Source organism: Micromonospora matsumotoense (assembly GCF_050951065.1).
GTDB lineage: Bacteria > Actinomycetota > Actinomycetes > Mycobacteriales > Micromonosporaceae > Micromonospora > Micromonospora matsumotoensis.
This window is the reverse complement of record NZ_CP192025.1, coordinates 4838303-4853866: the sequence shown is the minus strand read 5'-3', so window position 1 is coordinate 4853866 and position 15564 is coordinate 4838303. Positions and strand designations below refer to the sequence as shown.

The 15564-nt window shown below is 69.8% G+C and carries 2 protein-coding genes; one reads left to right on the top strand and one right to left on the bottom strand.

Going from position 1 to position 15564, the window contains the following annotated elements; genetic code table 11:
• Complete coding sequence (locus ACQP1S_RS20805; protein ID WP_432898079.1) at nucleotides 1-13488, top strand: amino acid adenylation domain-containing protein; 13488 nt, start codon at nucleotides 1-3, stop codon at nucleotides 13486-13488.
• A 185-nt stretch (nucleotides 13489-13673) separates the two neighbouring features.
• Here the strand turns inward: ACQP1S_RS20805 and ACQP1S_RS20800 are convergent, their stop codons facing one another.
• On the bottom strand, nucleotides 13674-15554 hold the full coding sequence (locus tag ACQP1S_RS20800) for an ABC transporter ATP-binding protein (protein WP_432898076.1): 1881 nt from the start codon (nucleotides 15552-15554) through the stop codon (nucleotides 13674-13676).
• Nucleotides 15555-15564 lie beyond the last annotated feature (10 nt).

The following is a 15564-nucleotide window of genomic DNA, read 5'->3' as shown; positions in this document are numbered from 1 at the left end:
ATGATTCCGTTGTCGTTCGCCCAGCGTCGACTCTGGTTCATCGAACAACTCGAAGGGCCCAGTACCCTCTACAACCTTCCTCCGTTGGTGCTGCGCCTGCACGGCGAACTGGACCCGGCCGCGCTGCGCCAGGCGCTGCGCGACACCCTCGACCGGCACGAGGTGCTACGGACCGTCCTGACCGTCAGTGACGGTGAGCCGTACCAACGCATTCTGGGCCTGGACGAGCTGGGCTGGGATCTCGACGTCGTCCCGGCCACGGATCAGGGGCTGGATGCGGCGGTGCTGGCGGCCACCTCTCACGTGTTCGACCTCGCCAGCGAGGCGCCGATCCGGGCCTGGTTGTTCGCCCTGGCGCCGGACGAGCACGTGCTGACCCTCGTGTTGCATCACATCGCGTCGGACGGCTGGTCGGTCGGGCCGCTGCTCCGGGACGTGTCACAGGCGTACGAGGCGCGGCTGGTCGGGCGTGCCCCGGACTGGGCGCCGCTGCCGGTGCAGTACGCCGACTATGCGCTGTGGCAGCGTGAGCTCCTCGGTGACGGGCAGGACCCGACCAGCCTCCTGTGCCGTCAGGTCGCGTACTGGCGCAGAACCCTGGCCGGGGTGCCGGAGGAGCTGAACCTGCCGTTCGACCGGGCCCGGCCGGCGACTCTCAGCGACCGTGGTCACCGCCTGGCGGTGCAGGTGCCCGCCGAGACGCACGCCGCTCTGACGCGACTGGCGCGGACCGAGGGCGTCACTGTCTTCATGGCACTGCAGGCGTCGCTGGCGGTGCTGCTGTCCCGGCTGGGCGCGGGCACGGACATCCCGATCGGTACGGCTTTCGCCGGACGGACCGACGAGGCTCTCAACGATCTCGTCGGCTTCTTCGTCAACACCCTGGTGATGCGTACCGACCTGTCCGGTGACCCCACGTTCACCGAGCTACTGGCTCGGGTCCGTCGGTCCAGCTGGGAGGCGTTCGAGCACCAGGACGTGCCGTTCGACCGGCTGGTGGAGGAGCTGGCGCCGCCTCGTTCGCTGTCCCGCCACCCGCTCTTTCAGGTTCTCCTGACCGTCAACAACGTCACTCTCGGTGCTGGCCCGCGGAGCGAGGCGCCCGCCCTGGCCGGCCTGCGGGTGGATTGGGGCAGACCGGGTTCGGTGGCGGCCAAGTTCGACGTGGAGTTCGCGCTGGAGGAGGTGCTCGACGCCGACGGTGCCCCGGCCGGGCTGCGCGGCAACGTCATCGTCGCCGCCGACTTGTTCGACCAGGCGTCCGCACGACTCCTGGTCGACCGGTTCGTGCGGGTGCTGGGGGCGGTGGCTGCTGATCCGAAGGCACGGCTGGGCATGGTGGACGTGGTCGGTGAGGCCGAGCGGTCCCGGGTGTTGGTGGAGTGGAACGGCACGGCGGTGGCGTCCGTGGGCGCGACCGTGCCGGAGTTGTTCGCGGCGCAGGTGGCCCGGACGCCGGACGCGGTGGCGGCCGTGTCTGGTGACGAGTCGCTGACGTACGCCGAGTTGAACGCGCGGGCGGAGCGGCTGGCGCGGGTGTTGCTGGCGCGCGGGGTGAAGCCGGAGTCGGCGGTGGGCGTGTGCCTTCCGCGCGGGACGGATCTGCTGGTCGCGGTGCTTGGGGTGTGGAAGGCGGGCGGGGCGTACCTGCCGATCGATCCCGGCTATCCGGTGGAGCGGGTGGCGTTCGTGGTGGCGGACGCGGCGCCCGTGGCGGTGGTGACCTCGCCCGCGGTGCAGGACGTGTTGCCGCCGGGGGTCGCGCGACTGCTCCTCGGGGATCTGCCTGGCGGCGCGGCGAGGTCGTCGCGGTCGGTGGTGCGGGGAGCCCACCCGGCCTACGTGATCTACACGTCGGGGTCGACGGGCCAGCCCAAGGGTGTGGTGGTCGAGCATCGTTCCTTGGCGAATCTGGTCGGTTGGGCGGCCGACCGGTTCGGTGAGGCGGACTTCGCGCGGGTGCTCGCATCGACGTCGTTGAGCTTCGACGTGTCGGTGTTCGAGCTGTTCGGCCCGTTGGTGTGTGGCGGCAGCGTGGAGATCGTGGCGGACCTGTTGGCGTTGGCCGAACGGGACCGGACCTGGGATCTGAGTCTGGTAAGTGCGGTGCCGTCGGCGTTGGCGCGCGTGCTCGGCGACGGGGTGCGGGCGCGGGTGGGCACGGTGGTGTTGGCGGGTGAGGCGTTGACGGCGCGGACGGTGGCAGAGGTGCGTACGGCTTTGCCCGGGGCGCGGGTGGCGAACATATACGGCCCGACCGAGGCGACCGTCTACGCCACCGAGTGGCATTCCACCGGCCCGGTGCAGGGCACCCCGCCGATCGGCCGACCGGTGACGAACGCCCGGGTATACGTGCTGGACGGCGGGCTGTCGCCCGCGCCGGTCGGGGTGGCGGGCGAGTTCTACCTGGCGGGCACCGGCCTGGCGCGGGGCTACCTGGGGCAGGCGGCGTTGACCGGCGAGCGGTTCGTCGCGAACCCGTTCACCCCCGGGGAGCGGATGTACCGCACCGGCGACCTGGTGCGTTGGGACGCCGACGGGGAACTCCACTACCTTGGCCGCACCGACGATCAAGTGAAGATTCGTGGGTTCCGGATCGAGCTCGGCGAGGTCGAGGCCGTGGTCGCCGGCCATCCAGACGTGGTCCGGACCGCCGTGCTCGCCCGCGAGGACACCACCGGCGAGAAACGTCTCGTCGCCTACGTCGTACCGGCGGCCGGCGTCGAGCGCGATCGGCTGCCGGCGCGGGTCCGCGCGCACGCGGCCACCCTGCTGCCGGAGTACATGGTCCCGGCGGCGGTGCTGGTCCTGGAGACGTTGCCGTTGTCGGCGGTAGGAAAGCTGGACCGCCTGGCGCTGCCGGCGCCGGACTTCGCGGCGGGTGTGGGTGTGGGACGGGGTCCGGCTAACGCGCGGGAGGAATTGTTCTGCGCGGGATTCGCCGAGGTGCTCGGGTTGCCGGCGGTGGGCGTGGACGACGACTTCTTCGCTCTGGGTGGGCATTCGCTGCTCGTGGTGCGGTTGGTGGACTGGTTGCGGCAGCGAGGGCTGTCGGTGCCGGTGCGGGCGTTGTTCCAGACACCGACACCAGCGGGGTTGGCCGCGGTAGTGGCCGGTCGTGTCGAGGTGGTGGTGCCGGACAACGCCATTCCCGCGGATGTCACGGCGATCACGCCGGAGATGCTGCCGCTGGTGGAACTCACCCAGGGGCAGGTCGATCGGGTGGTGGCGACGGTCGACGGTGGCGCGGCGAACGTCGCCGACGTCTATCCGCTCGCGCCGCTGCAGGAAGGGCTGCTGTTCCATCACCTGTTGGCCGAGGACGGTCAGGACGCGTACTCGCTGCCGACGGTGCTGCGTTTCGACACGCGGGAGCTGCTCGACGCGTTCCTCGGCGCGCTGCAACGGGTGATCGACAGGCATGACATCTTCCGGACGTCGATCGTGTGGCAGGGGTTGGACTCGCCGGTGCAGGTGGTGTGGCGGCAGGTCACGCTGCCCGTCACCGAGACGCTGGTCGGCGGGCCCGACCCGGTGGCGGAGTTGGTGGAGGCCGCCGGCTCGGTGCTGGACCTGGGCCGGGCACCGTTGATCGAGGTGCACACGGCGGCGTTGCAGGGTGGTGACGAGTGGTTGGGGCTGGTGCGGGTGCACCACATGGTGCAGGACCACATGGGCCTGGACCTGCTCATCTCCGAAGTCGGCGCGGTGCTGGCCGGGCGCGATGACGCGCTGCCGCCGGTGGTGCCGTTCCGGGAGTTCGTGGCGCGAACCCGGACCGCTGTCAGCGCTCAGGAACATGAGCGGTACTTCTCCGAGTTGCTCGGCGACGTTGACGAGCCGACCGCCCCGTACGGGGTCCTGGACGTGCGCGGCGACGGCACCAGCCAGTCCACCGTCCGGCAGAGGCTGGACGCCGCGGTGACGGACCGGCTGCGGATCGTGGCCCGTTCGCTCGGCACCAGCCCGGCCACGCTGCTGCACGTCGCCTGGGCGCGCACCGTCGCGGTGCTGTCCGGCCGGGCCGACGTGGTCTTCGGCACCGTCCTGTTCGGCCGGATGGACGCCGGCTCCGGTGGCGGCCGGGTACCCGGACCGTTCATCAACACACTGCCGGTCCGGCTGCGCACCGACCGCGTCGACGCCCGTGACGCCGTCAGCGTCATGCGCGACCAACTCGCCGGCCTGCTGGAACACGAGCACGCATCACTGGCCGCCGCGCAGCGGGCCAGTGCCGTCGAGGGCGAAGCGCCGTTGTTCACCTCGATCCTCAACTACCGGCACAACTCCTCCCGCGAGACCGGACCGGGGCACGCCGAGCCGGTGGACACCGGGCTGGACGGAATCGCCGTGGTGTACGCCCGTGAGTACGACAACTACCCGCTCTCCGTCTCGGTGGACGACGACGGCGAGAGCCTTGGGATCACCGTCGACGCCGTCGCCCCGATCGATCCGCAGGCGGTGGCCCGGCTGCTGGCCACCACCACCGGCAACCTGACCGCGGCCCTGGAAGCCGCGCAGCCCCCCGCGCTCGCCGCCGTCGATTCGCTCGACGGGGACGAGCAGCACCGGCTACTGGTGGAGTGGAACAGCACCCAGAGCGCCGTGGGGGCGCCGCTACTGCCGGAGGTGTTCGCAGCGCAGGCCGCGGCGACGCCGGACGCGACGGCGCTGGTGTGCGAGGGCTCGACGTTCACGTACGCCGAACTGGACGAGCGGTCGAACCGACTGGCCCGGCTGCTCGCCGCCCGCGGGGTGGGGCCGGAATCAGTTGTCGGTCTGCTGCTGGAGCGGGGCCCGGAGGTGGTCGTCGCACTCCTGGCAGTGCTCAAGGCCGGCGGCGCGTACCTGCCGATCGACCCCGAGTATCCGGCGGAGCGGATCGGCTTCATCATCGCGGACGCGGCGCCGGTGGTGGTGCTGACGTCGAGTCGCGCCGCTGCTCGCGCCGCGTTGGACATGCCGACGGTGCTGCTGGACGACGCCCAGGTCGCCGCCGAACTCGCGGGCCTGCCCACCGAGGCGCCCCAGGTGCCGATCGCGGCGGGACAGGCCGCATACGTGATCTACACGTCGGGGTCGACCGGTCGGCCGAAGGGTGTGCTGGCGACCCACGGTGGGTTGCAGAACCTGTATGCCTTCCACCGGTCGGGCGTGATGGCATCGGCGAACGAGCGGCTGCGGGTCGCATTGACGGCGTCGCTGTCGTTCGACACCTCCTGGGAGGGCCTGCTGTGGATGGTGGGCGGCCACGAGCTGCACCTCATCGGTGACGAGCTGCGGCGGGACACGGTTGCTCTGGTGCGCTACATCGCGGACGAAGGCATCGGCGTGCTGGACCTCACGCCGACGTACGCCGAGCAGCTGGTCGCCGATGGTCTGCTGTCCACCTCGCTGTCGGTTCTCATGCTCGGCGGCGAGGGCGTTGGTGACGAGCTGTGGCAGCTGCTGCGCCGCTCCGACGTCCGGTCAACCGTCGACATGTACGGGCCCACCGAGTTCACCGTCGATGCGCTCTGGGCCGACGGCGCGGACCGACGCCAGGCCATCGGCCACCGGCCGGTCGCGAACACCCGGGCCTACGTGCTGGACTCCCGGCTGCGTCCGGTACCGACCGGGGTGCCCGGTGAGCTGTACCTGGCGGGTGCCGGCATGACGCGGGGGTACCTGCGCCGGCCAGGCCTGACCGCCGGGCGTTTCGTGGCGTGTCCGTACGGCGGGCCGGGGGAGCGGATGTACCGCACCGGTGACGTGGTGCGCTGGGCCGTCGACGGACGAGTGGAGTACCTGGGTCGGGTCGACGAGCAGGTGAAGTTGCGGGGCTTCCGGATCGAGCTGGGCGAGGTGCAGGCCGCCGTCGCCGCTTATCCGGACGTGACCCAGGCAGCGGTGATCGTGCGGGACGACCGGTTGGTCGCCTACGTCGTCGGTGGGGACGGCAGTGGGGTGCGGGAGTTCGTGGCGCAGCGGTTGCCGGAGTACATGGTCCCGGCGGCGGTGGTGGTCCTTGACGCGTTGCCGGTGACCGTGAACGGAAAGTTGGACCGTCGGGCGCTGCCGGCGTCGGCCCTCGCCATCGGCGGCGTGCGGACCTCGTTGGACGCCCGGGAGGAGTTGGTCGCCGGCATGTTCGCGGATGTGTTGGGTCTGCCCCGGGCCGGTGTCCAGGACGACTTCTTCGCTCTGGGTGGGCATTCGTTGTTGGCGGTGCGGTTGTTGAGTCGGTTGCGGTCGGTTTTGGGGGTGGATTTGTCGTTGCGGGTGTTGTTCGAGGCGCCGACGCCGAGGGCCTTCGCGGGGCGGTTGGGTGAGGGTGGTTCTGCCCGGCCGGTGTTGGTGGCGGGGGAGCGGCCGGAGCGTTTGCCGTTGTCGTTCGGGCAGCGTCGGTTGTGGTTCATCAATCAGTTGGAGGGGGCCGGTTCGGCTTACAACATGCCGGTGGTGACGCGTTTGTCCGGCGCGGTTGATGTGGATGCGTTGGAGTGGGCGTTGCGGGATGTGATGGGGCGGCATGAGGTGTTGCGGACGGTGTTTCCGGTGGTGGATGGGGAGCCGTTTCAGCGGGTGTTGAACGTGGCGGAGCTGGATTGGCGGTTGGAGCGGGTGGAGTCGGTGGATGTGGGTGGGGTGATTGAGGAGGTGGTGGGGCGGGGTTTTGATGTGTCGGTGGAGGTGCCGTTGCGGGCGGTGTTGGTGAATGGTGAGGTTTTGGTGGTGGTGGTGCATCACATTGCGGGTGATGGGTGGTCGATGGGTCCGTTGGCGCGGGATGTGTCGGTGGCGTATGCGGCGCGGTGTGCGGGTGGGGTGCCGGGGTGGTTGCCGTTGCCGGTGCAGTATGCGGATTTTGCGTTGTGGCAGCGGCGGTTGTTGGGGGATGAGTCGGATCCGGAGAGTAGGTTGTCGCGGCAGTTGGGTTATTGGCGGGGTGTGTTGGCGGGGGTGCCGCAGGAGTTGTCGTTGCCGTTTGATCGGGTGCGTCCGTTGGTGGCGAGTCATCGGGGTTTTCAGGCGCCGGTGGAGGTGTCGGCGGGGTTGCATGCGCGGTTGGTGGAGGTGGCGCGGGCGTATGGGGTGACGGTGTTCATGGTGTGGCAGGCGTCGTTGGCGGTGTTGTTGTCGCGGTGGGGTGCGGGGGTGGATATTCCGATTGGTTCGGCGCATGCGGGTCGGGTGGATGAGGGGTTGGATGATCTGGTGGGGTTGTTTGTGAATACGGTGGTGTTGCGGGCGGATTTGTCGGGGGATCCGTCGTTCGCGCAGGTGTTGGTGCGGGTGCGGGAGGCGGCGTTGGCGGGTGCGGCGCATCAGGATGTGCCGTTCGAGCGGTTGGTGGAGGAGGTGGCGCCGGTGCGGTCGATGGCGCGTCATCCGTTGTTCCAGGTGGTGTTGACCAAGACCGACACGATCGATGCGGTGTTGGATTTGCCGGGTGTGGAGACGACGGGTGTGTCGCGGGCTGAGTCGGTGTCGGTGTCGGTGTCGGTGAAGTTTGATGTGGATGTGTTGGTGGGTGAGACGTTTGATGAGGAGGGTCGTCCGGCGGGTCTGCGGGGTGCGGTGACGGTCGCGGCGGATCTGTTCGATGAGTCGTTTGCTGCGCGGGTGTCGTCGGGGTGGGTGCGGGTGTTGGAGGCGGTGACGGCGGATCCGTCGGTTCGGGTGCAGGCGGTGGATCTGCTCGATGAGGTGGAACGGCGTCGGGTGGTGGTGGATTTCAATGACACGACGGATGTGTCGCCGGTGGAGTCGGTGTTGGGGTTGTTTGAGGAGTGGGTGGTGCGGACGCCGGACGCGGTGGCGGTGGTGGCCGATGGGGTGGAGACGACGTTCGCGCAGGTGGATGTGCGGGCGAACCGGTTGGCGCGGTTCTTGGTGGCGCAGGGTGTGGGTGCGGAGTCGGTGGTGGCGTTGGCGTTGCCGCGGGGTGTGGATGTGGTGGTGGCGATTTTGGCGGTGTGGAAGGCGGGTGCGGGTTATCTGCCGGTGGACGCGGGTCAGCCGGTGGAGCGGGTCGCGTTCGTGTTGCGTGACAGTCGGGCGGTGTTGTTGCTGACCGACGTGGACACGGCTGATGAGTTGCCGGCGGGGAAGATCCGGATCGTGGCGCTGGACGATCCGGCGTTCGCGCAGGCGTTGGCAGTGTTGGAACCGACCACCCCGCCGGTGGCGGGCCCGGCCGATGCAATGGCGTATGTGATTTATACGTCGGGGTCGTCGGGGCGGCCGAAGGGTGTGGTGGTGACGCAGGCGGCGGTGGCGAATTATGTGGCGTCGGTGCCGGAGAGGTTGGGTTTTCCGGTTTCGGGGGGTCGGTTTGCGTTGTTGCAGGCGCAGGTGACGGACCTGGGGAACACGGTGTTGTTCGCGTCGTTGGCGCGGGGTGGGCAGTTGCACATCCTGCCTGAGCGGGTGGTGACGGACCCGGTGGCGGTGGCCGGGTATCTGGTCGAGCACCGGATCGATCATTTCAAGGTGGTGCCGTCGCATCTGATGGCGTTGGGCGCTGCGGGTGGCCTGGCGGCTTTGGTTCCCGCTGGTGGTGTGGTGCTGGGTGGTGAGGCGGCCCCGGTGGACTGGGTGCGGGACCTGGTGGCGGCTGCGGACGGCCGGCCGGTGTTCAACCATTATGGGCCGACGGAGACGACGATCGGTGTGCTCACGGGTCGTCTTGACGGTGATGCCGTGGTGCCGGTGGGTACGCCGATTCGTAACGTGCGCGCGTTCGTGCTTGACGACCGGTTGCAGCCGGTGCCGGTCGGGGTGGCGGGTGAGTTGTACGTCGCGGGCGCGGCGGTGGCTCGCGGGTACGTGGACCGGGCGGGGTTGACCGGCGAGCGGTTCGTGGCGTGTCCGTTCGGTTCCGGTGAGCGGATGTATCGCACCGGGGACCGGGTGCGGCATCTTCCTGATGGGCGGTTGGTGTTCCTCGGCCGCGTCGATGATCAGGTGAAGATCCGCGGGTATCGGGTCGAGCCGGGCGAGATCCACACCGTCCTGACCGCGCATCCCGACGTTGAGCAGGCCGCCGTGATCGCCCGCGAAGACAACACCGGTGAACGACGCCTGATCGGCTACGTCGTGCCCGACAGGGACGCCGACCCGGCGCACCTCCCCACCCAGCTTCAGACGTTCGCCGCGAAACGACTACCCGCCCACCTCGTCCCCAGCGCCCTCGTCGTCCTCGACGCCCTACCACTGACCTCCAACGGCAAACTCGACCGACAAGCACTACCAGCACCCGAGACCCCGTCCGAGAAGGCCGACAGGCGGGCGTCCTCAGACGTACGGGAGGAGATCCTCCGCGCCGCGTTCGCCAACGTGCTCGGTCTGCCGGCCGTCGGACCCGACGGGGACTTCTTCGGCCTCGGGGGGCACTCCCTGCTCGCCGTACGGCTGATCTCCCGGATCCGTGCACTGCTCGGCGTCGAGGTGGAGATCCGGGTGCTGTTCGAGTCGCCGACCCCGGCTGGACTGCTGGCGCGGCTGACGGACGCCGACGAGGTCCGTGCGCCGCTGGCGGCCCAGGCCCGACCCGAGACGCTGCCGCTGTCCTACGGCCAGCGGCGGTTGTGGTTCATGGCCCAGCTGGAGGGTCGTACCGCCACCTACAACATCCCCCGGACGGTCCGGCTCGGCGGCATCGTGCATCCGGATGTCGTGGCCGCCGCGCTGCGCGACGTACTCGACCGGCACGAGGTGCTGCGCACCGTCTATCCGGTTGCCGACGGCGAACCGTACCAGCGGATCGTGCCCGTCGATGATGTTCCCGAGCCGCTCACCCATGTCACACTCGATGCCGCAGACCTGACCGAAGCGGTCGCGGCGGCCAAGGAGCACGAGTTCGACCTGGCTGTCGAGGTGCCGATCCACGCCTGGCTGTTCAGCACGGGCCCGGAACAGCACGTCCTGGTGGTGGTGATGCACCACATCGCGGGCGACGGTTGGTCCTGGGGCCCCCTCACCCGAGACTTCTCCCTCGCGTACGCGGCACGACGGGAGGGCGTCCCGCCCGCCTGGACGCCGCTGCCGGTGCAGTACGCGGACTTCGCGCTGTGGCAGCGTGATCGGCTGGGCGACGTGACCGAGCCGGACAGCCTGATCTCCCGGCAGGTGGCGTACTGGCGGGAGGCCGTCGCGGGGGCGCCGGAGGAACTGCCGCTGCCGGCCGACCGCCCCCGGGCGGCGGTCGCCAGTCATCGGGGACACGCCGTACCGGTGCGGATCACCGCCGAAACGCACGCGCGGCTGATGGACATCGCCCGCGCCGAGGGCGTCACCCTCTTCATGGTGCTGCACGGCGCGCTGGCGACGTTGCTGTCCCGTCTCGGAGCGGGCACCGACATTCCGATCGGCTCCGCGGTGGCCGGACGGGGCGACGAGGCGCTCGACGACCTCGTCGGCTACTTCGTCAACACGTTCGTGTTGCGTACGGACGTGTCCGGAGATCCGACGTTCGCCGAGATCCTCGGGCGGGTGCGGGAGACCAGCCTGAGCGCGTTCGCCAATCAGGACGTGCCGTTCGAGCGGCTGGTGGAGGAGTTGGCACCGAGTCGATCGCTGGCGCGGCATCCGTTGTTCCAGGTGATGTTGCTGCTGGAGAACACCGCCGACGTCGCGTTGATCCTGCCCGGCGCGGACGCCGCAGGCGGCGGTGTACCCGGCGGCCCGACCACCGTCAAGTTCGACCTGGACTTCAGCATGGCCGAAGTCCGCGATCGTGATGACGCTCCGGCCGGGCTGGTCGGGGCCGTGGCTGTTGCCGCCGACCTGTTCGACGAGGCGTCCGCCCGGCGCATCGCCGACCGGTGGGTACGAGTGTTGGATCTGCTGGCCGCTGATTCCTCCGTGCGGGTCAGCGCCGTGGACGTGCTGGACGCCCACGAGCGGCATCAGGTGGTCGCCGGATGGAACGACACCGCTCTGGACGTGCCGGGCGCCACCGTGGTCGAGATGTTCGAGGCGCAGGTGGCACGCACGCCGGACGCGATCGCCGTCGAGTTCGGCGAGACGGTGTTGACCTTCGCAGAGTTGGACGCGCGAGCCAACCGGTTGGCCCGACACCTGGTCGCCCGAGGTGTGGGCCCGGAGTCGATCGTGGCGACGGTCTTCGAGCGCACCGACGATCTCGTCGTCGCGCTGCTCGGCACCATCAAGGCCGGTGGCGCGTACCTGCCGATCGACCCGGCGTACCCGTCGGAGCGTACCGCCTACGTGATCGGCGACGCCGGAGTGGTCTGTCTGTTGACAAGCGCCCGGCTGCGCGCGCAGCTTGCGGACTTCGGGGTTCGTCCGGACGAGCCGGGCGGTCTTCCGGTGATCTGTCTCGACGACCCGGCGGTGGTGGCCGACCTGGCCGGGCGTGACAGTGGCCCGTTGCGTGTCGGGCCGCGTCGGGAGCATCCGATGTGGGTGATCTACACCTCCGGCTCGACCGGACGTCCCAAGGGTGTACTTGTGGAGCATCGTGCGATCGGGAACTTCCTGGCCGCGATGCAGGAGCGGTTCCGGCTGACCGGCGAGGACCGGCTGCTGGCGGTGAGCACGGTGGGCTGCGACATGGCGGGCTTCGAGCTGTGTCTGCCGCTGGTCACCGGAGCGCGGATCGTATTGGCGTCGCAGGAGCAGGTACTGGATCCGTGGGAGCTGCGCCGGATCGTCCGCGACCGCGAGGTGACGGTCGTGCACGCCACTCCGAGCCTGTGGCGAGGGCTGGTCTCCGACGACGATGACCCGGTCGACTGGACGAGGGTGCGGGTCACGGTCGGCGCAGAGGCGCTTCCCGAGGAACTGGCGCGGACACTGATACACCGGGCCGGCGAATTCAGCAATCTGTACGGTCCGACGGAGACGACCGTCTGGTCCACCGCCCGCCGCACGACCGCCGACGCGGGGAGTGTCTCCGCCATCGGCGGTCCGGTGGGAAACACCCAGGTGTACGTGCTCGACGCCCGGTTGGCGCCCGTGCCGCCGGGAGTCGCCGGTGAGCTGTACATCGCGGGCAACGGACTGGCCCGTGGCTATCTCGGTCGGCCCGGCCTGACGGCGGAACGGTTCCTGGCCTGCCCCTTCGGCGGGGCGGGTCGACGGATGTACCGCACCGGTGATCTGGTGCGCTGGAACCCCAGCGGTGATCTGGAGTTCCTGGGGCGGGCGGACGACCAGGTGAAGGTCCGTGGCTTCCGGGTCGAGTTGCGGGAGATCGAGGCGGTGCTGGCCGCCCACCGGAGTGTCGCGCAGTGCGCGGTGCTGCTGCGCGAGGACAGCCCGGGGGACCGGCGCCTGGTCGCCTATGTGGTTCCGGCGCCCGGCGCGGACAAGGACCTCGGCGTCGTCCTGCGCGCCGAGGCGCAGGGTCGGCTGCCGGGATACATGGTCCCGGCGGCGGTGGTGGAACTGGAACGGTTCCCCCTGATGCCGAACGGGAAGCTGGATCGTAGGGCGTTGCCGGCGCCGGAGTACAGCTGCGGGGACGGCGAGCGCAGCCGCAGCAACGCCGTCATCGAGGACGCCCTGTGCGAGGTGTTCGCCGAGGTTCTGGGCGTGCCCAAGGTCGGCCCCCAGGATGACTTCTTCGCTCTGGGCGGCCACTCGTTGCTGGCCGTACGGTGGGTCGAGTCGGCGCGGCAGCGGGGCCTGTCGTTCGCGGTGCGGGACCTGTTCGTCGCCCCGACCGTGGCTCAGCTGATCGAGCGAATCGACCTCGCGTCCATGGCCAATGGCTTGGACGTGTTGCTGCCCATCCGCACCAAGGGCGACCGGCCTCCGTTCTTCTGCCTGCCGCCGGCCGGGGGGTTGAGTTGGACCTACAGCCCGCTGGCCCGGTTCGTGCCGAAGGGCATCCCGCTGTACGGGGTGCAGTCGCCGGGTATGGACGGCAGCCGCCCGTTGACCAGCTCGCTGCGGGAGGCCGCGGCGATCTCGATCGAGGCGATCCGGGCCGTGCAACCCACCGGCCCCTACCATCTGCTCGGCTGGTCGTACGGCGGGGCGCTCGCCCACGAGATGGCGGTGCAACTGCAGGCGGTGGGGGAGCGGATCGGTGCCCTGATCATCCTCGACCAGTACCCCACGGACCCGGGTATCGCGGCTGTCATCGGTGACCAGCCGGTCGTGGACGAGGAGACCCAGCTCGACCACCTGACCGAGGTCGTCCGCAAGGAGGCCGGCGCCGTGCTCGGTAACGCCGCGGAGGAGGAGTTGCGACGCTTCGCGCGAGTGTGGGCCAACAACTTCACCTGCATCGAGAGCCACGGGTACGGGCGGTACGACGGTGACGCCCTGGTGATCGTGGCCGGCCAGAACCCGGAAGGCTGGCCCACCCCCGAACTGTGGCAGCCCTACATCACCGGGACGATCAGCGAGGCCCGGGTACCGTGCGCACACTCGGACATGAACACCCCGGCGATGCTCGGCGAGATGTGGACCGCCGCGGCGACCTGGCTCGGCCTCGGCGCGCAGGATGAGGCGACCGAGCCGCAGGACTGATCGCAGCGTCGCCGTGACCGCGCCGTCGAGCCGGGCCAGCGCGGTCGACGTGGACCCGTCCGGGCGGACCTGCCGCCTCGGGTGACGCCCCACCGCACACCAGTGGCCGGTAGCCCGGCCCGGTGTCCCGACAGCAGATCGGTCCGGGACGGCAGCCGTCCCGGACCGATCGGGGGAGTCAGCGGTTACGCCGTCGCCGGGACATCCGCGGTGCGCTGGGCGAACTGGGTCCGGTACAGCTCGAAGTAGAGCCCTCCGGCCAGCAGCAGCTCCTCGTGGGTGCCCCGCTCCCGGACCCGGCCCTGGTCGATGACCAGGATCTGGTCGGCCTCCCTGATGGTCGACAGTCGATGCGCGATCACCAGTGAGGTGCGACCGGCCAGCGCGTTGCGCAGGGCGTGCTGAATCGCGAGCTCCGACTCCGAGTCCAGGTGCGCGGTCGCCTCGTCGAGCACGACGACCGAGGCGGCCTTCACCAGCAGTCGGGCCAGTGCCAGCCGCTGCTTCTCGCCACCGGAGAACCGGTAGCCGTGCTCGCCGACCACCGTGTCCAGACCGTGCGGCAGGACCTTGACGGTGTCCCAGATCTGGGCCGCGACACACGCGTCTATCAGCTCCTGTTCCGTCGCTTCAGGCCTCGCGTACAGGAGATTGGCCCGGAGGGTGTCGTGGAACAGGTGCGCCTCCTGGCTCACCGTGCAGATGGCGTCGCGCACCGACTGCAGGGTCAACTCACGCAGGTCCTGACCGCCGAGATACACAGTCCCGGAGCGCGGGTCGTACAGCCGCTGCACCAGGTGCGTGATCGTCGACTTGCCGGCGCCCGAGGGGCCCACCAGCGCGGTGAGCTTGCCGGCCGGTGCGTGGAACGACAGCCCTCGCAGGGTCAACCGATCCTCCGGCTGGCCGGGCTCCGGCATCGCGATCGACTCGAGCGAACCGAGCGGCATGTCGGCCGCCGTGGGATAGTGGAAGGTGACGTCCTCGAAGCGTACGTCCGGCGCCGAGCCGTCGGGTGGTACGGGCAGCGACCGAGCGGCCTCCCGTTCGCGCACCTGCGGCTGCATGTCGAGCAGCTCGAAGAGACGCTCGAAGCTCAGGGCGGTGGTGAGCGCTGCGACGTGGATCTCGGAGATCTCGTTGACGGGGCCGTACAACCTGCTCAGCAGGGCAGCCATCGCGACCAGGGTGCCGATCTGGACGGTGCCCTGGATGGTGAGATAGCCACCGACGCCGTAGACGACCGCGGTGATCAGCGCCGTCACCACGGCGACCAGGATGCCCATCATCCGGGCCTGCAGCACGGTGACGGCACGGACGTCGCGCAGTCGGGCCGCCCGATCGCCGAACAGCCGTGACTCCTCCTCGGGCCGTCCGAAGAGCTTGGTGAGGATCGCTCCCGAGACGTTGAACCGCTCACTCATCATCGAGCTGAGTTCGGCGTCGAGCTGCATGGTCCTGCGGGTGAGTCGTTGCATCCGGCGGGCCAGCAGCTGGATGGGCGGCAGGAAGATCGGGATCAGCACCAGCGAGAGCAGCGCCAGTTGCCACGACAGGTAGATCATGGTGCCGATGACGAACACCAGGGTGAGAATGGTGCTGGCCGCGTTGGACAGCAGAGTGGTCACCGCCTGTCGGGCACCGATGACGTCGGTGTTGAGGCGGCTGATCAGTGCACCCGTTTCCGCCCTGGTGAAGAACGCCACCGACTGCTTCTGAACGTGGGTGAAGACCTGGGTGCGGAGGTCGTAGACGAGCCCTTCGCCGACCCGGCCGGTGAGCAGACCGGTGGCGTACGCGACCGCGGCGTCGACCAGGGCCAGGCCCACCACGGCTGCGCAGAGCCACAGTACGACCGAGGTGCGGCCGGGCAGGATGCCGTCGTCGACCACGGCCTTGAGAATGACCGGGCCGGCCGCGACGATCGCCGCCTCCACGACCGTGAGCAGCAACAGCAGGCTGAGCCTCCAGCGATACTTCAGCACGTACGGCAGGATGCGCCGCAACGTACGCCAGCGGACCTCCGGTCGTTTCGTCGAAGATGCGGCGGGACCGTTCTCCGCCATGCCAATCCGC